Source organism: Enterococcus diestrammenae, from assembly GCF_049384045.1.
In the GTDB taxonomy this organism is placed as follows: domain Bacteria; phylum Bacillota; class Bacilli; order Lactobacillales; family Enterococcaceae; genus Enterococcus_C; species Enterococcus_C diestrammenae.
Genome location: NZ_JBMRGR010000009.1, coordinates 78,556 through 100,047, shown reverse-complemented (window position 1 = coordinate 100,047; position 21,492 = coordinate 78,556). Strand labels below are relative to the sequence as shown.

Annotated in this window: 22 protein-coding genes and 1 tRNA gene; 9 read left to right on the top strand and 14 right to left on the bottom strand. The window is 45.2% G+C overall.

Features of this window, described 5'->3' with window-relative positions; translation table 11 throughout:
• Positions 1 to 110 precede the first annotated feature (110 nt).
• The 7 genes from ACO03U_RS08040 to ACO03U_RS08010 form a co-directional block, all read right to left on the bottom strand.
• Positions 111 to 1,034, bottom strand: a complete 924-nt coding sequence (locus tag ACO03U_RS08040; RefSeq protein WP_204686366.1) for an ArsR/SmtB family transcription factor — start codon at positions 1,032 to 1,034, stop codon at positions 111 to 113.
• Position 1,035: 1 nt separating this feature from the next.
• Entirely contained in the window at positions 1,036 to 1,305 is a 270-nt protein-coding gene (locus ACO03U_RS08035; protein WP_204686368.1) for a DUF6171 family protein, read from the bottom strand.
• Positions 1,305 to 2,750, bottom strand: coding sequence for an alpha-N-arabinofuranosidase (locus ACO03U_RS08030; protein WP_204686370.1), 1,446 nt, complete (start codon positions 2,748 to 2,750; stop codon positions 1,305 to 1,307). Before ACO03U_RS08030 ends, ACO03U_RS08035 begins: the two co-directional genes overlap by 1 nt.
• A 499-nt stretch (positions 2,751 to 3,249) precedes the next feature.
• Entirely contained in the window at positions 3,250 to 3,519 is a 270-nt protein-coding gene (locus tag ACO03U_RS08025) for a helix-turn-helix transcriptional regulator (protein WP_204686372.1), read from the bottom strand.
• A complete protein-coding gene (locus ACO03U_RS08020) occupies positions 3,500 to 3,841 on the bottom strand; it encodes a P-II family nitrogen regulator (protein ID WP_204686374.1) in 342 nt (113 codons plus the stop codon). The genes ACO03U_RS08025 and ACO03U_RS08020 overlap by 20 nt, the downstream gene beginning before the upstream one ends.
• Before the next feature lie 23 nt (positions 3,842 to 3,864).
• Positions 3,865 to 5,082 carry an ammonium transporter gene (locus tag ACO03U_RS08015; protein WP_204686376.1) on the bottom strand — a complete coding sequence of 406 codons (1,218 nt, stop codon included), beginning with the start codon at positions 5,080 to 5,082 and terminating at the stop codon, positions 3,865 to 3,867.
• A 203-nt stretch (positions 5,083 to 5,285) separates the two neighbouring features.
• Positions 5,286 to 6,080 carry an ABC transporter ATP-binding protein gene (locus tag ACO03U_RS08010; RefSeq protein WP_204686378.1) on the bottom strand — a complete coding sequence of 265 codons (795 nt, stop codon included), beginning with the start codon at positions 6,078 to 6,080 and terminating at the stop codon, positions 5,286 to 5,288.
• Between the two features lie 253 nt (positions 6,081 to 6,333).
• On the opposite strand from ACO03U_RS08010, the gene ACO03U_RS08005 reads away from it, so the two are divergent.
• Complete coding sequence (locus tag ACO03U_RS08005; RefSeq protein WP_204686380.1) at positions 6,334 to 7,011, top strand: GntR family transcriptional regulator; 678 nt, start codon at positions 6,334 to 6,336, stop codon at positions 7,009 to 7,011.
• 112 nt (positions 7,012 to 7,123) lie between these two features.
• Here ACO03U_RS08005 and ACO03U_RS08000 read toward each other — a convergent pair whose 3' ends face one another.
• Positions 7,124 to 7,804: an LPXTG cell wall anchor domain-containing protein gene (locus ACO03U_RS08000; protein WP_204686382.1), complete on the bottom strand. Its 681-nt coding sequence runs from the start codon at positions 7,802 to 7,804 to the stop codon at positions 7,124 to 7,126.
• 463 nt (positions 7,805 to 8,267) lie between these two features.
• Between ACO03U_RS08000 and ACO03U_RS07995 the strand changes: the two genes are divergently transcribed.
• Positions 8,268 to 8,351: transfer RNA gene (locus ACO03U_RS07995), tRNA-Leu, on the top strand.
• Positions 8,352 to 8,464: 113 nt separating this feature from the next.
• Here the strand turns inward: ACO03U_RS07995 and ACO03U_RS07990 are convergent.
• Entirely contained in the window at positions 8,465 to 9,274 is an 810-nt protein-coding gene (locus tag ACO03U_RS07990; protein WP_204686384.1) for a hypothetical protein, read from the bottom strand.
• Between the two features lie 86 nt (positions 9,275 to 9,360).
• Between ACO03U_RS07990 and ACO03U_RS07985 the strand changes: the two genes are divergently transcribed.
• Positions 9,361 to 10,128, top strand: a complete 768-nt coding sequence (locus tag ACO03U_RS07985; protein WP_204686386.1) for an HNH endonuclease — start codon at positions 9,361 to 9,363, stop codon at positions 10,126 to 10,128.
• 209 nt (positions 10,129 to 10,337) lie between these two features.
• On the opposite strand, the gene ACO03U_RS07980 is transcribed toward ACO03U_RS07985, so the two are convergent.
• The 3 genes from ACO03U_RS07980 to abc-f all read right to left on the bottom strand — a co-directional run bounded on the left by ACO03U_RS07980 (position 10,338) and on the right by abc-f (position 13,657).
• Entirely contained in the window at positions 10,338 to 11,024 is a 687-nt protein-coding gene (locus tag ACO03U_RS07980; protein ID WP_204686388.1) for an amino acid ABC transporter permease, read from the bottom strand.
• Complete coding sequence (locus ACO03U_RS07975) at positions 11,024 to 11,866, bottom strand: transporter substrate-binding domain-containing protein (RefSeq protein WP_204686390.1); 843 nt, start codon at positions 11,864 to 11,866, stop codon at positions 11,024 to 11,026. The genes ACO03U_RS07980 and ACO03U_RS07975 overlap by 1 nt, the downstream gene beginning before the upstream one ends.
• 312 nt (positions 11,867 to 12,178) lie before the next feature.
• Positions 12,179 to 13,657 carry a ribosomal protection-like ABC-F family protein gene (gene abc-f / locus ACO03U_RS07970; RefSeq protein ID WP_204686392.1) on the bottom strand — a complete coding sequence of 493 codons (1,479 nt, stop codon included), beginning with the start codon at positions 13,655 to 13,657 and terminating at the stop codon, positions 12,179 to 12,181.
• Between the two features lie 659 nt (positions 13,658 to 14,316).
• Here abc-f and ACO03U_RS07965 point away from each other — a divergent pair.
• The 4 genes from ACO03U_RS07965 to ACO03U_RS07950 are packed head-to-tail and all read left to right on the top strand — an operon-like array spanning position 14,317 to position 16,861.
• Entirely contained in the window at positions 14,317 to 14,637 is a 321-nt protein-coding gene (locus ACO03U_RS07965) for a rhodanese-like domain-containing protein (RefSeq protein WP_204686394.1), read from the top strand.
• Entirely contained in the window at positions 14,634 to 16,289 is a 1,656-nt protein-coding gene (locus ACO03U_RS07960) for an FAD-dependent oxidoreductase (protein WP_204686396.1), read from the top strand. The genes ACO03U_RS07965 and ACO03U_RS07960 overlap by 4 nt, the downstream gene beginning before the upstream one ends.
• Positions 16,290 to 16,310: 21 nt before the next feature.
• Entirely contained in the window at positions 16,311 to 16,601 is a 291-nt protein-coding gene (locus tag ACO03U_RS07955) for a rhodanese-like domain-containing protein (RefSeq protein ID WP_204686398.1), read from the top strand.
• Positions 16,601 to 16,861: a metal-sensitive transcriptional regulator gene (locus tag ACO03U_RS07950; protein WP_204686399.1), complete on the top strand. Its 261-nt coding sequence runs from the start codon at positions 16,601 to 16,603 to the stop codon at positions 16,859 to 16,861. Before ACO03U_RS07955 ends, ACO03U_RS07950 begins: the two co-directional genes overlap by 1 nt.
• A gap of 108 nt (positions 16,862 to 16,969) precedes the next feature.
• Here the strand turns inward: ACO03U_RS07950 and cysK are convergent, their stop codons facing one another.
• The gene (gene cysK / locus ACO03U_RS07945; protein WP_204686401.1) at positions 16,970 to 17,899 is read right to left on the bottom strand and encodes a cysteine synthase A; all 930 of its coding nucleotides are present in this window, start codon (positions 17,897 to 17,899) and stop codon (positions 16,970 to 16,972) included.
• Between the two features lie 322 nt (positions 17,900 to 18,221).
• On the opposite strand from cysK, the gene ACO03U_RS07940 reads away from it, so the two are divergent.
• Positions 18,222 to 18,869, top strand: a complete 648-nt coding sequence (locus tag ACO03U_RS07940; protein ID WP_204686403.1) for a FusB/FusC family EF-G-binding protein — start codon at positions 18,222 to 18,224, stop codon at positions 18,867 to 18,869.
• A 311-nt stretch (positions 18,870 to 19,180) separates the two neighbouring features.
• On the opposite strand, the gene ACO03U_RS07935 is transcribed toward ACO03U_RS07940, so the two are convergent.
• A complete protein-coding gene (locus tag ACO03U_RS07935) occupies positions 19,181 to 19,858 on the bottom strand; it encodes an HD domain-containing protein (protein WP_204686405.1) in 678 nt (225 codons plus the stop codon).
• Between the two features lie 200 nt (positions 19,859 to 20,058).
• Between ACO03U_RS07935 and ACO03U_RS07930 the strand changes: the two genes are divergently transcribed.
• Positions 20,059 to 21,453 carry a CapA family protein gene (locus tag ACO03U_RS07930; protein WP_204686407.1) on the top strand — a complete coding sequence of 465 codons (1,395 nt, stop codon included), beginning with the start codon at positions 20,059 to 20,061 and terminating at the stop codon, positions 21,451 to 21,453.
• Positions 21,454 to 21,492: the final 39 nt, after the last annotated feature.

The following is a 21,492-nucleotide window of genomic DNA, read 5'->3' as shown; positions in this document are numbered from 1 at the left end:
CCTACTTCTGAGCTTAGGAAGGCCCTTACGCAAAAAAACTTCATAGATGATTTTCTCACTGTCAAACAACAGTTGAAAATTTCTATGAAGGTTCTTTGCTATTTGATTATTTAGCTTTCTGAGATTGATTTTGGTCGATAGCTCGTCAAGACCACAATTCCCTGATCATAATCACCAAAAGCTTTACCAAATAAGGTCAGGCCGCCGACATTGGTCGCATCTTCTTTAACCTCTAGTTTCAACTTCCAAAAATCCCCCAAATCGGCTGTCACATCTGCCAAAGTCACGTCAGCAACTTTTTCGCCACCGATGAAGATGCCCCGATCCGTCACGTCCACTGTCAGCAAAATCCCATACTGATTGATTTCTGGTGACCACCAAGCAGGGGTATATTTCCCGCGACGGTCAGCAAAATCCCCAGGGCTTTGCCACGTACACAGTTCTACATCATTGAGGGAAAGCGTGATATCTGAAGGCCAGTCACTTTTCCAGCCAGGATACTCCGATGAAAGTTCCATTGATAGCTGCAATTCGACGACTTGTTGATTTTCTTGGAGCAAATTGGGAATCTGATACTCCAAAAAGCCCTTAGTGAACCACAAAATCCCTGCCTCAGCTTTATGAGTATCCATAAAATATTTAGGTTCATCGAAATTACCGATATAATCTTCCACAGTCGCCAGGCCACAAGTCGGCGTAACATCAAATTGATTGTAATGCCCGATAGGTACTTCTTGGCGGTATTGGTAGCCACGACGTTGTTCTTGAGCAATCACGACATTCAGTTCTTCCACCAAAATTTTCGCTACTTTTTGGGTACCGCCTTTTCCTGGTTCCCGCCGAGTGGCAATCAAACCAGCTGCCTCTAGCTGGTTGATATGCTTGCCGACAATCACAGCAGACAAGCCGAGGATTTCCGCCATTTCTTTGATATTGCGTTCACCTAAAGCTAGCTGTCGCAAGATTTCCAGACGGGTCTTGCTAGCTAAAGCTTCATAAACCGGCAAGGAGTCTTCACCAATATCTAAACGCATGCTAACGTCCCCCTTTTTCAGCTGCCTCAAGCTTCGGCCAGCGCCCCGCCGGACAGTCCTTTTGGGGCAGATAAGCACGAAACTCATAATAACAACCACATTTTGTACAGGTGTGTAACGAACGGTGGGGACAAGTTTCGCAAACGCTCACGCGGGCTTGGGCCACTTCTTTTGCCAAATGAACCGGCTCCAAGGCTAGCATTTCCGCTACGATTGCCGAAACATCCGCGTTAGCCGCTTCTTCTTTGGGCTGACATCCCCGACACGTCATTAGGCAAGCTCCAATTTGAAGGTGATGACACTCATTGGTGGCAAGCTAACCTGCAAGCTTTCAGCAGTTTGTTTGAAATCAGCAAACTCTTGAATCGTCACGGTTTCTGGATGATCGAAATCGTTGTAGGCATTCATTTCTGTACCCACAAGTCCACGAGCGCTAACAACTTTTGCCCCTTGGTCCAAAGCAAAGGCCAACTCAGCCGTTTCTTTCAAATCAAAGTTAGTCAAACTCAAGGTTAAGCTATTGTCTTTTTGGGAAGCGGTATAGGTCACATGTTCTGGCATATCACCAAAACCGTCGACCCGATTGGCATCTTGGTGATCTTTGTACAAATCAAAGACATGGTAACTTGGTGTTTTCACCATTTTGGCACCATCTGTCAAGATCATCGCTTGTAGCACATTGACCGTTTGAGCGATATTGGCCATGTGTACCCGGTCTGCGTGTTTGTGGAAAATATTCAAGGTAATAGCTGCCACCATTGCATCTCGAATCGTGTTTTGTTGATACAAGAAACCAGGGTTGGTGCCAGGTTCTGCAGTAAACCAAGTCCCCCATTCGTCCACGATCATGCCGATCCTTTTTTCTGGATCGTATTTATCCATGATGGTGCCATGACGGGTGACTAGCTCATCCATGTAAGCAGCCTTGTCGCAAGTCAAGTACCAATCTTCCTCGGTGAAGTCAGTGGCACTGCCTTTTTCTTCCCAACCATGAGGATGCACGTAGTAATGCAAACTCAAGCCATCCATCATCCAGTGGGCGTTTTTCATCAAGGTTTCGGTCCAATGATAATCATCCACATTGGCACCACCAGCGATTTTGTAGATTTTTTCATCGCCATATTGACGGACATACGTCTGGTAACGACGGTATTCATCCGCATAGTATTCCGCCCGCATATTGCCACCGCAGCCCCAGTTTTCATTACCAACACCGAAGAATTTCATCTTCCATGGTTCTTCTTGGCCGTTTTTACGACGTTCTTCTGCCATTGGTGAAATGCCACCCATGGTGATGTATTCCACCCATTCTTGCATTTCTTGAACCGTGCCGGAGCCGACATTACCGTTGACATAAGCTTCACAGCCTAATTGCCGCACCAATTCGAAAAATTCATGAGTCCCGAAGCTATTGTCTTCGGTCACGCCACCCCAGTGGGTATTGACCATCATTTTGCGATTTTCTTTGGCGCCAATACCATCTTTCCAATGGTATTCGTCAGCAAAGCAGCCCCCTGGCCAACGCAAAACGGGGATTTTGATGTTTTTCAATGCTTCTACGACGTCAGTGCGCATCCCGTTGACGTTTGGAATCTCAGAATCTTTACCGACATAGAGCCCTTCATAGATACAACGGCCGAGATGTTCAGCGAAGTGGCCGTAGATGTATTTGCTGATAGCGGGCCCGGCTTTTTTCGTTACTAATTGGATGGTCATATTCATTCTCCTTTGATTAACCAAATGATTTGATTAACTATTTATTGGGTTATCCCCTTTTACGTATAGAGAATACCACATTATCAATGCGTATACAACCGTTTTCAATAGATTTTTAAAAGTTAACTTATTCATTTGTTTATTTCGTTGTTATCTCGAATTTTTCGAAATGATAGCACTAGAGATACCCTCACAAATAAAGCAAATTGTTTTGCTTCAAGAACAAACCAATTTGCGAGAGAGCAAATCATTTCAGTGATTGGTATCAAAAAAACGAAATAATGGTCTTCACCTCTCACAAAATAAATCAGAGCCAATCCCTAATTCCCTTATCCGGAATCAGTTTCGCCTTCATTTCAAAGGAAACCCAGTCGCGAAGCCCACCACAGGTAACGTGTTATCCTCTCTCAGCCTACAAAAACTTCCTAAAAAGCACTGTTACCATGCTTTTCAGGAAGTTTTTAGAGAGAAGTTTGCCGTTTTTATTAAAAACCACTTCTCATTGATGAAGGTTGTGTTGCCGACGATATTGTTGTGGGGTTAGGCCATACTGCTTTTTAAACAAGGAGATAAAGTATTGCGTTTTGTGATAGCCCACTATATCCCCAATGATATTAATTTTTAGTTCACTGGTCGCCAGTAACTGGGCAGCTTTGACCATCCGCACTTCTGTCAAGTAGCTCAATAAGTTTTTACCTGTCACCGTTTTGAAATGATGGGACAGGTAGCTAGCAATCGAAACACTATCCTTAAATCGCTTCCGTCCCACGTTCTCCGGTACGGATCCGAACGACTTCATCCACGGGAGAGACAAAGATTTTCCCATCCCCAACTTCACCGGTTTTACAAATAGTCATGATAAACTGAATGACGCTTTCCACATCTGCTTCCTTAACGACAAAACTTACCAGAATTTTTGGCAGCAAGCTAGTCAAAATTTCTTGCCCCCGGACATAGGTTTGTTGACCTTTTTGATTGCCAAAGCCTAGCACTTGGGTCACCGTCATGCCACTGATTTCCAGATCAGTTTCAAGGGCCTCTTTAAGTTCCTCAAATTTTTCTTGCCTAATAATCGCTTCAACTTTTTTCATCTATTCATCTCCTCCATCCGTTATTACGAGTCCATTCCTGAGAAAGTTGGGTAGGCTGTTTCATCATGTTCTGAACGATCCATCCCGATAGCCTCCTCTTTCGCAGTGACGCGAATCGGCATGAAACGTTTGATGACACTGATGATGATCAGACTAGCTAATCCAGCAAAAACAATGGTAAAGACGATACTTTCGATTTGAGCAATAAACAACTCAAGTCCGCCATAAATCAAGCCCGTTTTCCCATTGACTGATGGATCCGCAAAGATCCCAGTCATAATTCCGCCATAGATTCCACCGACACCATGACAGCCAAAAGCATCTAAGGCATCGTCAAAGCCAAGTTTATGCTTAATCACAGAAATAAAGAAGTAACAACAAGGACTAACCAACGCACCAATCACAATTGCTGACCATAAAGAAACAAAACCCGCACCCGGAGTGATTGCGACTAACCCGACGACTGCTCCAGTACAAGCCCCCACTACTGTCGGTTTACCGTTTTTGACACGTTCCAACAACATCCAAGATAACATCCCCGCAGCAGCCGCCGTATTGGTGGTCAACAAGGCATGAATCGCCAAGCCATCAGCTGCTAAAGCTGATCCAGCGTTGAAACCAAACCACCCAAACCATAACAATCCAGTGCCCAGCACCACGAATGGAATGTTATGCGGACGGTATTCCATTTGCTGGTACTCGCGTCGTCTCCCTAAGACCAAAGCGAGGACAAGTCCCGAGATGCCCGAGCTAATATGAACGACATTGCCTCCTGCAAAATCGATGGAGCCGATTTCCTCCAAGAAACCACCACCCCACACCATGTGAGCCATCGGTGCATAGACGACCACCAACCAGATTGCAATAAACAAAAAGATAGCTGGAAAACGCATGCGCCCAACCACCGAGCCAGTCAAAATCGCGGTAGTAATCAAAGCAAACATCATCTGAAAACCAGCAAACAACCCTTCTGGCAATCCTGCTCCTTGAGTCATGGACACGCCGTTAAAGAAGGCTTTATCGAAATTACCGATAAAAGATCCTCCCCAACTAAAGGAAAGACTGTAGCCAACCGCAAGCCAAATCAGCGAGGCCAAGCCCATCGTACATATGACCATCATCATGGTGTTCAGAATGTTTTTTCGGCGTTCGAGACCACCGTAGAAAAACGCTAGTGCTGGTGTCATCAAAAATACCATTCCCGAACAAATCAAAATAAATGCGATGTTTCCTGTCTCCATCCAATCACTCCTTTTTTAATCAACCTTGTTGGTTATGTAAGCTATTCTAACAGGAACTTTTCAAAAATCCAGAATATCATCTGAATTTTTTGAATTATTTTTCTATTCATTTCATAGCTTGTGAGAATTGCTAACATATAGACCAATTTAGCGATAGAGACAGGTAACCTGACAATTAGCCGAGAAAGCGAGTCAATACGCTGCTAAAAAAGCAGACAACTGATTTCTTTAGAATCACTCATCTGCTTTTGAATATTAGGCACGCTACTCAAGATGTCAGAGACTTGTTTTTCCTCCCCTTCTACTACCAGCTCCAGTCCTTGCGAAGGATCCATCAAAGCTAACAGATCTTCTGTAGATTCACTAGCGATCAATTTTCCTTGTTGAATCACTAAAATATGATCACAAATCTCTTGTACTTCTGCCAAAATATGGGAGCTTAAAATCACCGTATGTTTCTCTCCCAGTTGGGCGATCAACTGGCGAATTCCGATAATTTGCTGCGGATCCAAACCCACAGTCGGCTCGTCTAAAATAATGATCGGTGGCCAGCCAATCAGCGCTTCGGCCAAGCCCACTCGTTGTTTGTAACCTTTTGATAAATTACGAATCAAACGATCTTTGACATCTTCCAGCTGCACCTTTTCCAGCAATTCTTGGAGATGGGGCACGATCCGTTCTTTATGAAGCCCCTTAAGCCCCATCGCAAACTGCAAGTATTCCGTGACTCTCATCTCGGGATACAAGGGTGGTGTTTCTGGTAGGTAGCCGATTTGACGTTTGGCCGCTTCCGGTTCATCCAAAATATTTTTGCCATTGATGACCACATCACCGGCGGTAGCTCCTAAATAACCGGTAATGATATTCATGGTGGTGGATTTTCCCGCCCCATTGGCTCCCAATAAGCCATAGATACGGCCAGATTCCAAGGTAAAACTCAATTGATCAACGGCCAATTGGTCCCCATATTTTTTTACCAATCCTGTTACTTCAATCACTGGTGGTCCTCCTTATCATTCATCATCTTTCCGTGGCAAAAATAACTCACAAGTTATTTGCTACACCAAGGAAACCTTGAAAAAAGCTTAAGGAAGAAAACATAAACCAAGATTAAAAAGTGTGAATAATTTTTGAAAGAAGCAGGGAATTTTTATGGCCGGTCATCCCGCGGAAGGAAAAGAAGGTTGCATCCAGAATACTGATATATTAGTATTTAGATAAGAGGAATTCAAGAAAGGACGGTGCCTTCCAGTGGAAAACAACCAATCCCGAGCTTACCGCCGCTTAAAAGAACAGATTTTGAAAAATGAACTCAAACCCGGAGCCAAGGTCTCCAAAAAAGATTTGGTACATCAGCTAGGTATCGGGGAAACACCGGTACGAGAAGCCATCTTACGTTTACAAAAAGAAGGCTTAATGACTGTCATCCCCCAAAGCGGCACCTACATCTCCAAAATCGACCTGCAAGAAGTCTACGAAGCCCGCTTTGTCCGGGAGAACATCGAGGAAATCGTCGCCCAAGAAGTCGCCCAAGTCATCACCCCTGTGCAACTAGCTGAACTGGAAAACAAACTAAAAATCCAGCAAATCTATTTTGAAGCCAGAGACCATGACCATTATTTCCAACTGGACGAAGAATTTCACCAAACTCTTTATGAAATCGCCAATAAGCAACATGTTTGGGAGTGGCTTCAATTATTGAATACGGCTTTAAATCGTTTTCGGTACCTGCGTTTGGAAGTAGCTGAGCTAGGTTGGGATAACATTTTAAAAGAACATCGAAAAATCGTTGCCTTGATTGCTAGTAACGATCAAGCAGCTCTAGGCGCCGCGATCCGCCACCACATCCACAAAGTCAACGAAGATGCTGAAGCCGTCGTCGCTGCCTTTCCGACATATTTTACTAGTCAAGATGTACTAGCAGATTAAGTCCTTAATCCGAAGAGAGTTGGTTCGTGAAACCAAACGTGATTATACCTCAGCATATAAAAAAACACTGAAGCTCGGCGTAGAAACCGATTTGCTTCAGTGTTTATTTTTATTATTTATGGAATCGTTCATCTTTGCGGTTGCGTAATAAGAATAACGCCCCACCGATAACGATACATCCCCCAAGAGTAGCAAACTGACCCATGCGGGAGCCGGTAGTTGGCAGCTTCCCCCCTGGTGCTTGGCCAGCATAATTGGCGTGACTACTTTGCGAACTCGAACTTTGAGAGGTGCTCATATCCGTCGAATTAGCGGTCATTGGCAACTCGACGCCTTCTTCAGTTACCGTAAAATCAAGAGTCATGGTACTTTTAGCTTGCCGCGTATCTTTCCCCAACTCGCCCCCAGCTAAGAAAAGGTGGGTGGTAACTGGTGTTTTTACACCTGGCCAAATTGTAACTTCCACGCCAGACATGATCTCTGCCAACGTATAAACCTCATCTCCCACCGAGACGGTCCCTTGCAAATAATCCATCAACCAATCGTCAGACACTGCTTGACGCATCATCACGTTAAACGTTTTTTTAGACGTTTCATTCGCCAAAGTAATGGTTTCTTCAGGTAGTTTTGCTCCTGGTTCCAAGTTTAACAAATCACCTTTTTTATTGGTGACTGCCAATTGGTACTGTTGCGCTTCTTCTTTGATGACTAGCTCTGCTTCAGCTGCTTGCACCATAGTCGTTCCCACCACCAGGCCCAAAAGCATCATACCAGCCATAATCCATTTACGCATATCCATCCCCCAGTCTCTGATTTCCTTACACATTATAACCGAGAAAATCGGTTACATAAACCTTTTTTCGCAATTTTATGAAAAAGTGCTGGATGTTTTGGATATTTTTCATATTTATATTTACTTTTCAGACAATTGAAAGACTTTCAATGATATTTACAAATCCACCTTTCCTCTTTGACCTAGCTTGTAGATCGTTATGCCCACGAGTGTCTCCACTAATATTTCTAAGTAAACTTGAGCAATAAAAACTCCCACCAAATAGTGGTAAACTACCTAGGTCGCTAAATTTCATCTTTTTCGTGACATCAAAATGACGGCATGATAGACTACTTAATTACTGATATTTCGGGCTTTTTAGAGCGTAATTTTTTATAAGTTCTTGATCTATAAAAAATTGGACCTTTTCTTAAAAAATAGTTGCAAATTAAGGCACCTTCCGTTATTCTAGATTCATGCCTATGCGGCCGTGGCGGAATTGGCAGACGCGCTAGCTTCAGGCGCTAGTGGTAGCAATACCGTGGAGGTTCAAGTCCTCTCGACCGCATTATTGAGTGATCTTTCGAGATCACTCTTTTTTTGTCTTGAAAAATACAGCTGGCTAGGTTTGACGGGAACTCCTCGTTCACCTATCCGTCAAACCTAGCCAGCTGTTTTCATTTATTTGATTCGATAATAGTCGTCTCCTACTTGCCGGACTTGAACCGCAAAACGCCCCCCTGTCAGTAAGCCCAGCCATCGCCTCAAAGTACGTTGCGACTCACCAAGATAATCCGCGAATGCCGCCACCTCAATCTGTTCCCCCAGCTCGACATGTCGCAAGTGGCAAATCAGCTCTTCTAAAGGGTTATCCTTGGTCTGGGTCTGTTTCTTGCCGACTCTCTGCGGTTGCCAAGAATGGCTTTCCTGTCGTCCTTTATTAGCTTGTTTCAATACCTCGAATAGCACCTGTTGATCTTCTTGATAGATTGGCAAATCCGCCACTGCAAAAGCTTGGAGTCGCTCCGCCACCTCAGCGGGTAGCTTAGGCAACAGCTGTCGCACCTGCGCCTCCCGATACAACTTTTCAGGAAAGTGCAGTCCCACGGCTACCTGTTGCAAAATCAAATCCAGCCCCCGATCAATCTGATGGAGTCCGCTGCGAACTTGGTGAGCCACCAACTCTGGCACCCCCAGATGTTGGGCAAAATGAGTAGACCCTAGCGGCATCAATTCACCCGTTTCAGTGGAAACCAAGATAAACTGGTACTTCACTTGACGCCCACAACGACAATAAAGTTTGTTTTCCCCCTTAGGATAAAAGGGATCCTCCTTAAAATCCGCAAATTGCCACGCTTCATCCTCCAGAAAGTTTTCTGTCAAAAAGAGGGACTGCAGCCGGTATTTTTTGTGGGCTAACAACGTTTCCTTTTGCAAAACCGTCAGCGTATGCCATAATTCTTGTCGTTTTTCCGCTGTCAAATCTACCATCCGGGGCACCTACCTTTCCCTTTTGTCAAAGCCAGTGTATCATATCGTTAACAATGACAAAATGCTTAGATAAGGAAATCCTGCCCATGATCCAGACGCAATATACCGGTGCCAACTGCCCCCATTGTCACCGTAAGCTCACTCTACTCCTAACAGAGCAGCCCGACACAAGCTGGGCCCTCTGCTTCCACTGTCGGAAACTGACCTCCTTCACAGGAGAAATTCCCCTAAAACTCCCGGCTAGCAAACTAGCCCCTACGCAAAAGCAGCAAATCAGCGACTTTATCGCAAGCCTTCCCGTCGACGATCATTACCAAGGCCCAGGTAGTCAGTTGCGGTTAGCTGATGACGCTACGTTTCACCGCCGTTGGTTGAGTTTGGCGGAGTATGAGCGACAGTTTAGCGAAACCCTTGAATATCGGACACCCGACTTACGCACTGCTCCGGCCACTTGCAAGTGGTGTGGCAAAGCGTTACCCAAAGGTCGCCGCTCATTTTGCAAAGATAGCTGTTCTCGCAACTACACCAAAGTCACCTTTACTAAGCGCAGCACACCCACAGTTCCTTACCGGATTGCCTGTCGTGATGATTTTCGCTGCCAAATTACCGGTGTAGACCTTGCCTGGCACAATCGTTTTGGTCAACGCATTCCGGTGCATAATGGCGCGATGGCAATTCATCATCTGATTCCCGTCGCCCAACAAGGCACTGACTATGCTGATAATTTAATTACCCTTAGTCAAAAAGCGCATCTTGCTTACCATCAGAACGATCCGGAAATGGTAGCCAAAATCACAGCCCTTCGTGAGCAACGTTTGGCCGGTCCCGGTGGCGAGAAGATGTATTGGCAATAAGCGCTCATGATTACTATCAGATTGAACGTTGTTATCTTCAAAAACGAGCACAGCTAGCACATCCGGTTGGCCTAAGCAAAAGCCACTACGTCCAACTAGCAGCAACAGATTTAAGGCGGAACCGAGCCACGGTAAAAAACAACCTGTCTCGTTTCCGCCTTAATTCACAAGAGCTGAAGCAATCCCTCCAGCCTGGCTCATTTATCCCCTTATCTTTGCTGACGCGGGTTACTACCCAGCCCACTTTTCTCTTCAAAATAACTTTCCAAGCGTTTTTGGAGCTGACCGATCAAGATACACAGCCCCCAATAAATCAGCGCCACCAATACATACATACTCATGTAGTCAAAGGTGCGGCCACCGATGATTTTGGCCTTCTGAAAGATATCCGGAATCGTAATCATCGCCGCCAAAGAAGTCCCCTTCACCAAATCCATCGCCACGTTTCCCAGCGCTGGTACAGACAGGCGTAGCGCTTGGGGCAAAATGACCAGTCGTATCGTTTTGGGAAAGTTCAACCCAAGGGCATAAGCTGCATCCCACTGGCCCCGATCCACCCCATTGATGGCCCCACGATAGATTTCTCCGATAAAAGCACTGCTGGTCAAAGTAAAGCAGATCAGGGTAGCCGTCATAGCAGATAACCGTACGGGCAGGCCAAAATAAAGTAAGAACAGTAGGACTAAAGCCGGCACCCCTCGTAAAAAGGACAAATAAAAGCGAATAAACCCGCGCAATAGCCGACTAGGCAAAAGTCCTAAAACCGTTAGAAAAATCCCCACCAAATTCCCCAAAATAAAGGTAGCCATACTAATACCCAGCGTATACTTCAGCCCTTGCAGGACAAAAGGCAGCGACTCCACCATCAATCGCACATTTAATCTCGGGATATACATCAGTCGGCTGTCACCGTTTCTTTGATGACTTTATCGGGTTTCACGCTGACATCCGTCTGAAAATACCCTTCCGAAATTGTTGCCAACGTCCCATCTTCTTGCATCGCTTTTAAGGCCCCATTGACTTTTTTCAGCAGTTCGTCATGTCCTTTAACGAATAAAAAGCCGCTGTGATTGGCATTGAAAAAGACGCCATCCAAAATCTTCACAGGAATATTTGGTAAAGCTGCCACCGACATTTTTTGGAGATAGTAGTCGTTTAAAATGACATCGGTTCGACCATTGGCTACATCCGTCAGGTATTGATCATTCGTGGCATTGTCATAGGTGACCGGAGTTGCCCCATATTTTTCGGCAATGCGCATGTAGCTCGTATTTGGCTCTCCCGCCGCTTTCTTGCCTTTCAGATCCGCCAATGACTTGATACCAGAATCATCTTTTTTTCGGACAATCATGCTATCAAAGGAATACTTGATTGGTGTACTCAACATAAATTTTTCCCCTCGTTCCTTTGACAAGCCAAAGTCATTGGCAGCAAAATCGGCTTCTCCTCGATCGATGGAAGCGATTTGCCCATCCACATTGTATTCTTTAAATGTCACAGCAACATCCAAGCGTTTGCCGACTTCTTTGGCAACTTCCACATCATAGCCGGTCAACTGGTTTTGGTCATTATAGTAAGAAGCAGGAAATAAGGTGCCCGACGTCGCAACCGTCATTTCTCCCGCTTGCTCCACTTTGGTCCAACTAGCATCCTTTGCTGCTCCTTGCGTCGCTGTGCCGCATGCCGCTAAAAGCAAACTGCTTCCCAACAACAAAACGGCTACCCAACCTTTTTTCATCTACTATTCCTCCAATATCTGATTATTTTGATAAGGCCTTACCACGGGGTAATACACAAAAATTCGATAACGTTTTTGTGAACACCCCGCGACAGTCTTCTCAAAACTATTTGTATCACATCTCCGGAATTATAACAAATAATTAACCATGTATTAATTATCACAAATGACTGACATATAAATAAAAACAATAGAAATAGTATATAAAATAGAAAACAAACGAACACAGTTGTAAAATACTGTTATAAAATACATTTGCATAATAAAAAAACAAACTACAGTTAAAAGGTTAATTATAGCGATCTCAAGAAATCACCCGCGATGCCACTCTAAGGTCAAATTCCCCTCCCCCAAACGCCATTTTTCATCTGCCACTCGATCGACAAAAGATTCGTCGTGGGAGGTGAACAGCACCATCCCCGGGTATGCCAGCAGCAACTCTTCTAGCACTTGAATCGTGGCTAAATCGATAAAATTGGTGGGTTCATCCAGCACTAACACATTGGCCGGTTCTAAAAACGCTGTCGCCAAAGCCAAACGAGTCCGTTGCCCGCCACTTAGCTGTTGTACCGGCGTTTGCAAATGTTCTGGCGTAAAGCCTAGATTATGCAAGATGCTACGGACAAAAGGCTCTGAAAATTCACTGCGTTCTTGCAAATAGCCTATCAAAGGTTGTTTCTTATCCAAGACATAATCCAGCTGACCATAAACAGCAAAACGAGCTTTCGGGGAAATTTGCAACCCTGCTCCTCCTTGTAAAATATGCTGAAGCAGCGTTGTTTTCCCGGCCCCATTCTCTCCCAGGATTGCAATCTTTTTCCCAGCACCAAATTGAAAATTCGCCTTATCCAAAATCACTTTATCTCCGACAGACAGATGCAAATCCATCCCCATCACCGGGAAAGGATTATGGATTGCCAACGATTTCAAAGTTGGAAAGCGCAACGTCTGCTTGGTTTGCGGAGCTGCTGTTGCAGTCAAACGTTCCATGCGCCCTGCTAGCGCTTTGGCACTTTTTTGAAGATTTTTCTCCACCGTATCCTTTTGTTTGGAAGAAGATAGACGGTCCGGACGAATTTGTTGTTGCTGCTTTTTCTTGGAAACTTTTGCTGCCTTTTTGACTTGTTCTTGTTTCTTACGCAAGGACGTCTCCAAGCGTTGTTTTTCCTTCAAGTACTGCTGATGCGCTTGTAGTTGGGTGGCTTGGTCCTGCTCTTTTTGGGTATGATACGCATCATAATTTCCCTTGTAGACGGTGATTTTGCCTTCTACCACTTCCCAGATAGTCTCCGCCACTTGGTTGAGAAACTGCCGATCGTGACTCACCACTACCAACGTTCCGTAATAATAACGCAACTCCTCTGTCAATACTCCTATTCCCTGGCGATCCAGATGGGTAGTAGGCTCATCTAATAACAAGCCCGGCTGATAATCCGCCAAGACTTGTGACAGGCGAAACTTGGCATTTTCCCCACCGCTAAGCAAATCTGGATTCTCCAGATGGGGCACCGCCAAGTGACTCATCATAGCTAAGGTTTCTCCATCTGCCGCTGGCGACTCCGCCCGACCGCCTTGGGGAAAATAGCCAAAAACTGCTTCCCGCTGAATTTGTCCCTGATCTGGCTCCACTTGCCCCGCTAATAATTTCAACAGCGTACTCTTACCACTGCCGTTGTCTCCAACAATGCCGATCCGTTCATTTTCATAAAGTTGCAACTGGGGGATATCAAGGATGTCTTTGCCCCCAATAATTACTTTCACGCCAGTTATTTTTATTAATCGTTCATTCATTCTTATGCACTTCCTCAAAGTTAAGTTGAAGTTTGCACAGCCGTTATTTAATGGTGCTATTTTAGGCTATCCAAGGGCGCAGCCCATCCAATCGTCGAGTTTTCAAAGCGTTCTTTCTTTGAAAACAGATAAGCCAGACCATCAGCCTCATACACTCCGAAAAACCAAAAAATACGCCGAAAACAGTCTTATCCTGTCCTCGACGTAATGTGTTTTAAATAATATTGGCGTAAATAATCATGGTACTTTTCACAAAATACAGGAAAAATTCCCCATGGATTTCCATGGAACCCCCCGTTCAAATCCGCAAAATGTACGCGTTCTTACCACCAATTCTATCAAAAAGAGCAGACTCCGCCCTTGAAATGTCGACTATGCAAGACTTTTAGATATTTTATTGACAATCCAAAAGTGTGCTGCGCAATCTCATTCCTGCGGTCATCTTCTTCGCTCCTTCATTCTTTATTGTGAAACTCTCCTCTACTATAGAGGAAACTTCCAAAGTTAAGATAACATATTTCCCAACGAAAGAAAAGATACCCGCTCCATATACCCCCCCCACATGTATACAAAACCTCAGATTTACTTAAGCACAACAATTGACTTCCGCACCAGCTTGGGTTTTAATATACCCATACAGGTATAGAAAGGAGAACCAAATGTTTAACCTATTTCAAGCAATTCCCAGCATTTCGACAGCGGAATTAGCCGAAAAACTAAAAGAAAAGCCCACGATATTGGATGTTCGAACACCAAGCGAATACCAGTCAGGGCATATCCCTGGAGCCAAAAATCACCCGTTAGACAAGATTAATAGTTACCGGCAAAAAAATACAGAGACCGTTTACGTGATTTGCCAATCGGGTATGCGAAGTAAACAAGCTGCTCGCGCCTTGAAAAAGCAAGGTTATGAGGTAGTCAATGTCGCTGGCGGTATGAATCGTTGGACAAATTCAACTAGGAAAGGAAAATACGCATGACTAAAATTGTAATCGTCGGCGGTGTAGCCGGCGGCATGTCAGCAGCGACTCGATTGCGCCGCTTGATGGAAGATGCCGAAATTATTGTATTGGAGAAGGGGCCAGATGTTTCCTTTGCCAACTGTGGACTGCCTTACTATGTCTCTGGTGAAATCAGCAATCACGGGTCATTGATTGTGCAAACACCGCAAGCACTGCAGGCCCGTTTCGGACTGGATGTACGTCCCAATCATGAAGTGATCGCTATCCACCCTGAGAAAAAAGAACTCACCATTGCCCATGGCACAGAAACAGTAACCGAAACTTATGATTATTTGATTTTATCTCCTGGAGCCAAACCTTTTATTCCTCCAATCGAAGGCCTAGCTGAAGCTCAAAACGTCTTTACGTTGCGCAATGTCCCTGATTTGGATCGCATCATGGCTTACGTCGATGCTCACCAACTACAGCACGTCACCGTAATCGGCGCTGGTTTTATTGGTTTAGAGATGGCCGAAAATCTCCAAAAACGGGGCCTTGCCGTCACGGTCGTGGAAAAAACACCTCAAGTGTTGCCCCCATTAGATGAAGAAATGGCGGCTTATGTAAAACAAGAACTGGAAAAAAATGATGTGACAGTCATCACTTCCCAATCTGCCACTGCTTTTCGCCAAGCAGGGCAAGAGATCATCTTAGAGGATGGCTCTAGCCTATCCTCTGATTTGACAATTCTCGCTGTAGGGGTCCAACCAGAAACTACCTTGGCCCAAACGGCTGGCATCGAACTTGGTTTCCGAGGGGGCATTCTAGTAGACGAAAACTATCAAACAAGTGTCGCAAATATCTATGCTGTCGGAGATGCCATCGTGGTAAAACAGCAAATTACCGGAGAGGATACATTGATTTCCCTCGCTTCCCCAGCCAATCGGCAAGGTCGGCAAGTCGCCGATGTCATCGCTGGATTGTCTCGTAAAAACAAAGGCAGCATCGGGACCGCCATCGTACGCGTCTTTGACTTGACGGCAGCCTCCACTGGATTGAGCGAACGGGCCGCTAAACAAGCTGGTTATGACGTTCAAGTGGTTCACGTTTCCGGCAAAGATCACGCAGGCTACTATCCTGGCGCAACGGACATCTTATTGAAACTGGTATTCGACAAAGCAACCGGTAAAATCTACGGTGCCCAAGGAATTGGTGCGAAAGGCGTGGATAAACGGATTGACATTTTAGCGACTGCAATCAAAGGTGACTTGACCATTTTCGACTTGCCAGAACTGGAATTCACCTACGCACCGCCTTTTGGTTCTGCCAAAGATCCGGTGAATATGTTAGGGTACGCGGCTATGAACTTAGTAGAAGGTCTCAGCGAAAATATTCAATGGTACCAACTGGCAGACGAACTAGCTGCAGGAAAGAAACTCTTGGATGTCCGGGCTACAAATGAGCTCAAACAAAACGGCCAATTTCCTGATGCCATCAATATCCCTTTAGACGAATTGCGCTGCCGCTTATCAGAACTAGACCCTACCCAGGAATACATCATCAGTTGTCACAGCGGACTACGAAGCTATCTGGGAGAACGAATCCTGAAACAAGCCGGCTTCAAGGTGAAAAACCTCGATGGCGCCTTCGCTCTTTACAAAACGGTCAAAGGACTTAAACCAACAAACTAACCCTTTCAAGGAGGAAAAAACATGTATCAATCTATTTCAAACGATGAATTTTACCAAGAAAGAAACAACAAACCAATTATCGACGTCCGGGAAGTCGATGAATACCAAAACGGCCACATCCCCGGAGCCATCAACATGCCATTAAGCGAACTAGCTCAAAGCTATACTCAATTGGACAAAGAACAGCCATACTTCGTCATTTGCCACTCCGGCGCTCGCTCGGCCAACGCTTCGGAATTTCTCGGAAGCCAAGGCTACGATGTCACCAACGTCATGGGCGGCATGTCCGCTTGGAGAGGTGAGATAGAATAATGACCGCTTGCGATAAACAGCTAATCAATCGCCTCAAGCGGGCAGAAGGTCAGCTCCGAGGCATTCAAAAAATGATTGAAGAAGAAGCTCAATGCGTTGATGTAGTAACACAACTTAGCGCTGTCCGTTCTAGTGTCGACCGCATCATGGGCCTTATCGTTGCCGAAAATCTAAAAAATTGCCTGCAGCATCCCACAGAAGACCAAGAAAACCAAGAAGCGAAAATCCAACAAGCCATCAATTTGATTGTTAAGAAATAACAGATCAATCCAAACATAAAGAAGCCCTTCTCCTAGATGACAACTCATCAAGAAAAAGGGCTTCTTTGTATGTTTATTTTAGGGAAGGTTCAACGACTAGAGAGCACATCAGTCTTCAAATTGATACAAGGCTGTCGACAAATAACGTTCGCCATTATCAGGCACGATGGCTAAAACTTTTTTGCCCGCTCCCAACTCAGCCGCAACCGTTAGTGCCGCATTGATGGCCGCGCCAGCTGAGATTCCTACCAACAGCCCTTCTGTTTGCCCAATTTTTCGTGCAGTAGCCAAAGCCGCTTCACTCGTCACAGATACCGCCTCGTCATAGATTGCCGTATCCAGAGTAGCTGGCACAAAACCAGTGCCAATCCCTTGAATTTTGTGAGGTCCTGGCTGGCCCCCTTCCAAAACTGCTGATTCGGCTGGTTCAACGCCGTAAATCAAAATATCTGGATACGCCTTTCGCAAGGCCCGCCCCGCTCCAGTGATCGTGCCGCCAGTGCCAATGCCTGCAACAAAAGCATCCAATGTTTCTCCTGCAAAAGTCTCCACAATTTCTTTACCCGTAGTTAATTCGTGGATCAATGGGTTTTCCGGATTTTCAAATTGTAATGGCAAAAACCAGCCGTTAGCCTCTGCCAGTTCTTTCGCCTTGGCAATCGAGCCTTTAATCCCCTCTGCACCCGGAGTCAAAATTAGTTGGGCGCCGTATGCTTGCATCAATTTGCGGCGTTCAATACTCATGGTGTCTGGCATCACGATAACCACCTGATACCCTTTAGCCGCCCCGACCATCGCCAGCCCAATACCAGTGTTACCGGAAGTCGGTTCCACGATTGTCCCACCAACAGTCAGTTTCCCCTCTGCTTCGGCTTTTTCAATCATCGCCAAGGCAATCCGGTCTTTCACTGAAGAGCCTGGGTTGAAGTACTCCAGTTTTACATAGACATCTGCTGCATCTGCGGGTACGCTGTGTTGCAGCTTTACAATTGGGGTTTGCCCCACTAAATCCAAAATTGTACGCTCTGCTTGACTCATCCAAAAACGCCTCCATGTTTGATTAATCTTCATTCAAGATTGCTTACCAGTTAGTGTAGCATCTCATGGTCGGATTGGATAATCGCTAAAAGCAATCGCCAGCTATAAGTTTTGCCTATAGAAAACCTTAAGCTCAAGGATTGGTTCTTGCAACTTAACAAAAACATGCTAAAATATTGGCTAGTAACTGGGGGTGATCAGATGATACGTTTTGTATCTTCTAAAACACAGGTTGTCGGCTGTTAGGCTGATACCTGGACCTTTTCCGGGATCAGCAGTGTTTGTTGCCTAAAAATAAGGCAATCCGGAAAGGAAAATAACTATGAAACCAACAATCCAACCATATCAATTCATGGCCTTGCGCCAAGCGGCAGACGAGCTGATCAACGTCTATCAATCTGTCAACGATCCACATACGATCCAAACGGTTCAAGCATTAACCGTCGCCAAGATTCGTGAAAATGTTCCCGAAGATTATCCAGAAATCCAAGAGTTGATCGACTTTATCATGGATACCCGGGTGACCAAGGCCAAGACCCAACGCTTTTTTGAGGACTTCAAAGACTTTGTCGTCCCTTTTGCCAAGCCGTCTACCAAACAAATAGAAAAGGTCTTTCGCAAAGTCAAAAAGCTAAAGCTGCCAGATTTCGATCAAATCGACTTGCGAGAACACACCTATCTCGGCTGGAACGACCCCGGCAGTCAAAAAAAATATTTGCTGTTGTATGCTGACGGTCGCTTAACCGGAATTGCCGGCTCGATTCCCGCAAGTGTCAAAAAAAATGTCTGTGCCATCTGCCACAAAGAAAGCAACGTCGCCTTGTTTATGGCGACAACCAAAACTGGCTCAGAAGGCACTTACACCAAAAAAGGCAACTACATTTGCATCGACAGTGATGCCTGCAATCGCCAGCTAACCCATCGCCAAGACCTAGATGAGTTTTTGGAAATTGTCAAAGAACGTAAATAACTAGCGGAAAGTGCGTCGATTCAACGAAACCCCTTTTTAGGCTAGATTCCGTTGAATTTTGCAAACAGTGTTGGACCTCTAAATGCTAAGTCTTTTTTGTCAATAAGCACTACTAGCAAGGAGAGCGTTAAAGTAGAATTGGCTTGAAAGTAGCTCTAAAGTGGCGCGATAAATAACTTAGAGTTGCGATGCGTGCACCACTTACTCTACGCTTGAATCCACAATCAAAGCTGAAAGATGCATCTGCGCAGACAGTTCATCTAAATCAAAAGCTGGAGGAATCCCTCCAGCTTTTTTTAATAATCTCACACCTATCCTAGTGAGGCGCAAGAGCTAGCTGCCTGGTCCAAAAAACCAGCCTGCTGTAGTTTCTTATAAACTTCCTGACACGCCGAAGCAAACTCTTCAGGATTTTGCAGAAAAGCTTGTAGCTCCTGCAGATTTTTGTGATTTCGTGAATACTCTAGCCAGAAAACAAGCCCACTGTCACAGCCATATTTTTTGGTGAGATAATCGTAAGCCTCATCAGTTAGAACTTGCGGGTGTCGCAACTGTTTCTTTTCGATGGCATAGACATAAGTCCGCCGTAAGATTCGCCAAAAATCGATATCCCGATCCGCTTCAGACACGATTTTGCCATAAATACTCCTAGGTTCATGACTGCTAGAAGCACGATGATCCGCCACCGCCTCCCCCATCATTTGCAACTCTGCCACTGAGAACCAACGAGACAACCCCTTGTCCGCTAACAATAACTCTTTTGATCGCTGCTCATGTCCTGCCCGTCCAGCCAGCAAACCTAAATCATGATAAGCCGCTACGACATAGACCATTCGCTCATCAATCGAGGCATCCTTTAGCTCCTGGATAATCTGAAAACTATTGGCAATCACCTGCCGGACATGGGTCGTATCATGACTCGTATCCAGTTGATGATATTTAAAAATAACATTGGTTTCAATATATTCCACCAATTCTTGCGGAATCATCTGGTCACCTCCTCTACCCATGAGCACTCATTTTAACACTGGCTTTCTAAAAAAGGGACCTGTTTACACACTATTGCGAATGTTTTGTGAAAAATAGGTTAATTTTAATAGGATTCCCCTTTTATCTCTGAGCCATCTCCTTTAGACTGTAGAAAAAGATAAAAGAACAAGCAATTAGGTCGCAATTTTTGGAGGAAACTATGAATCGTCAGCAACATCATCACCTCAAATTGAAAACCAGCACCAAAATCATGCTCTGGATCGCTTCACTTTTATTGATCTGCTCACCTTTGGGCTTTTACTTTGCTACCTCCCAACCGAATAAACCAATTCGGACCTTACCTGAGACAGCGCCAAAAACCCAAGATTCCACTCCCGCTGACAAAGCAAAAACTCCTGAAACAACGGAAACCAAAGCTACCATCACCGCCAGTGGCGATATGCTGTATCATTACGTCGTTTTTGGTGGCGCCTACAACGACGGCGAAAAACGCTATGACTTGGACAACGACTTTGAACAGCTAGCAACCGTCATGGATCGTGCAGATCTTTGTCTAGGGGATTTTGAAGGAACCATCAACCCTGCTTATCCCTTAAGTGGTTTTCCCATGTTCAACGCCCCCGAAGATGTCGTCAAGAGCATCCAAAAAGCCGGCTTTGACGTCGTGGATCTCGCCCACAACCATATTTTGGATACCGGTCTTGACGGTTTGAACTATACCGCAAAAGCCTTTGAAAAAGCTGACATCGCTACGATTGGCGTCAATCCTGAAGGGCAAAATGATATCCTGATTAAAGAAATCAACGGCATCAAAGTGGCCTTATTGGCTTACGCTTATGGTTTCAATGGGATGGAAAACAACCTCAGTCAAGCTGACTACGACAAATACCTCCATGATTTGAATATGGAAAAAGTCGCCGCCGACCTTCAAAAAGCTGAGGAGTTGGCGGATATCACCGTGGTGATGCCTCAGCTGGGAACTGAATATGCCCTGGCACCTACCGAAGAACAACAAAGCACCTATCGCAAAATGATCGATTTAGGAGCCGATATCATTTTCGGCGGTCATCCCCACGTTGCCGAACCCACAGAAATTATCGAAAAAGATGGCCAACAAAAATTTATCATCTACTCTATGGGAAATCTACTTTCCAACCAGCGCTACGAAACTATCCAAAATTACTGGGGCGAACGGGGCGTGCTGATGGAGTTAGAGCTGACCAAAAAAGGGGATAAAACGACGATTTCCAACATCCTCCCTCATCCGACTTGGGTTTCCAAAGAACCGATTGAAGGAGCGACTTACACCCAAGATGGTGTCGTCAATCAAGCCTATGACTACCAAGTCTACTTGGCGGAAGATTATCTGCCAAAGGGAAGATACGCTGACCAAGTACCCGCAGAAAAACGGCAACGGATCGAAACCGCCTATCATGAAATGATGGCTTTACTGGATTTAAAGTGGCCGGAGAGTAATATCACCGAATCATCACAAACCACCTCCGCTAGCAGCGATGACGCTGGCAAAACAACAACTGCAATAACCGGTAACACTTCCTCGAGCACAGTCGAGAAAGCCGGAGAAGCTGGCTAACACTGATCAGAAGAAAACAGAGGAGGCTCGCTCTGAAGT

Coding starts and splice junctions, on each gene's coding strand:
- ACO03U_RS08035 (WP_204686368.1), bottom strand. CDS start 1,305: ATGACGTGTCGGGGATGTCAGCCCAAAGAAGAAGCGGCTAACGCGGAT.
- ACO03U_RS07955 (WP_204686398.1), top strand. CDS start 16,311: ATGTATCAATCTATTTCAAACGATGAATTTTACCAAGAAAGAAACAAC.
- ACO03U_RS07935 (WP_204686405.1), bottom strand. CDS start 19,858: ATGATTCCGCAAGAATTGGTGGAATATATTGAAACCAATGTTATTTTT.
- ACO03U_RS08030 (WP_204686370.1), bottom strand. CDS start 2,750: ATGACCATCCAATTAGTAACGAAAAAAGCCGGGCCCGCTATCAGCAAA.
- ACO03U_RS07980 (WP_204686388.1), bottom strand. CDS start 11,024: ATGTATATCCCGAGATTAAATGTGCGATTGATGGTGGAGTCGCTGCCT.
- ACO03U_RS07965 (WP_204686394.1), top strand. CDS start 14,317: ATGTTTAACCTATTTCAAGCAATTCCCAGCATTTCGACAGCGGAATTA.
- abc-f (WP_204686392.1), bottom strand. CDS start 13,657: ATGAATGAACGATTAATAAAAATAACTGGCGTGAAAGTAATTATTGGG.
- ACO03U_RS07960 (WP_204686396.1), top strand. CDS start 14,634: ATGACTAAAATTGTAATCGTCGGCGGTGTAGCCGGCGGCATGTCAGCA.
- ACO03U_RS08040 (WP_204686366.1), bottom strand. CDS start 1,034: ATGCGTTTAGATATTGGTGAAGACTCCTTGCCGGTTTATGAAGCTTTA.
- ACO03U_RS08000 (WP_204686382.1), bottom strand. CDS start 7,804: ATGCGTAAATGGATTATGGCTGGTATGATGCTTTTGGGCCTGGTGGTG.
- cysK (WP_204686401.1), bottom strand. CDS start 17,899: ATGAGTCAAGCAGAGCGTACAATTTTGGATTTAGTGGGGCAAACCCCA.
- ACO03U_RS07985 (WP_204686386.1), top strand. CDS start 9,361: ATGATCCAGACGCAATATACCGGTGCCAACTGCCCCCATTGTCACCGT.
- ACO03U_RS07990 (WP_204686384.1), bottom strand. CDS start 9,274: ATGGTAGATTTGACAGCGGAAAAACGACAAGAATTATGGCATACGCTG.
- ACO03U_RS07950 (WP_204686399.1), top strand. CDS start 16,601: ATGACCGCTTGCGATAAACAGCTAATCAATCGCCTCAAGCGGGCAGAA.
- ACO03U_RS07975 (WP_204686390.1), bottom strand. CDS start 11,866: ATGAAAAAAGGTTGGGTAGCCGTTTTGTTGTTGGGAAGCAGTTTGCTT.
- ACO03U_RS07930 (WP_204686407.1), top strand. CDS start 20,059: ATGAATCGTCAGCAACATCATCACCTCAAATTGAAAACCAGCACCAAA.
- ACO03U_RS08015 (WP_204686376.1), bottom strand. CDS start 5,082: ATGGAGACAGGAAACATCGCATTTATTTTGATTTGTTCGGGAATGGTA.
- ACO03U_RS08020 (WP_204686374.1), bottom strand. CDS start 3,841: ATGAAAAAAGTTGAAGCGATTATTAGGCAAGAAAAATTTGAGGAACTT.
- ACO03U_RS07940 (WP_204686403.1), top strand. CDS start 18,222: ATGAAACCAACAATCCAACCATATCAATTCATGGCCTTGCGCCAAGCG.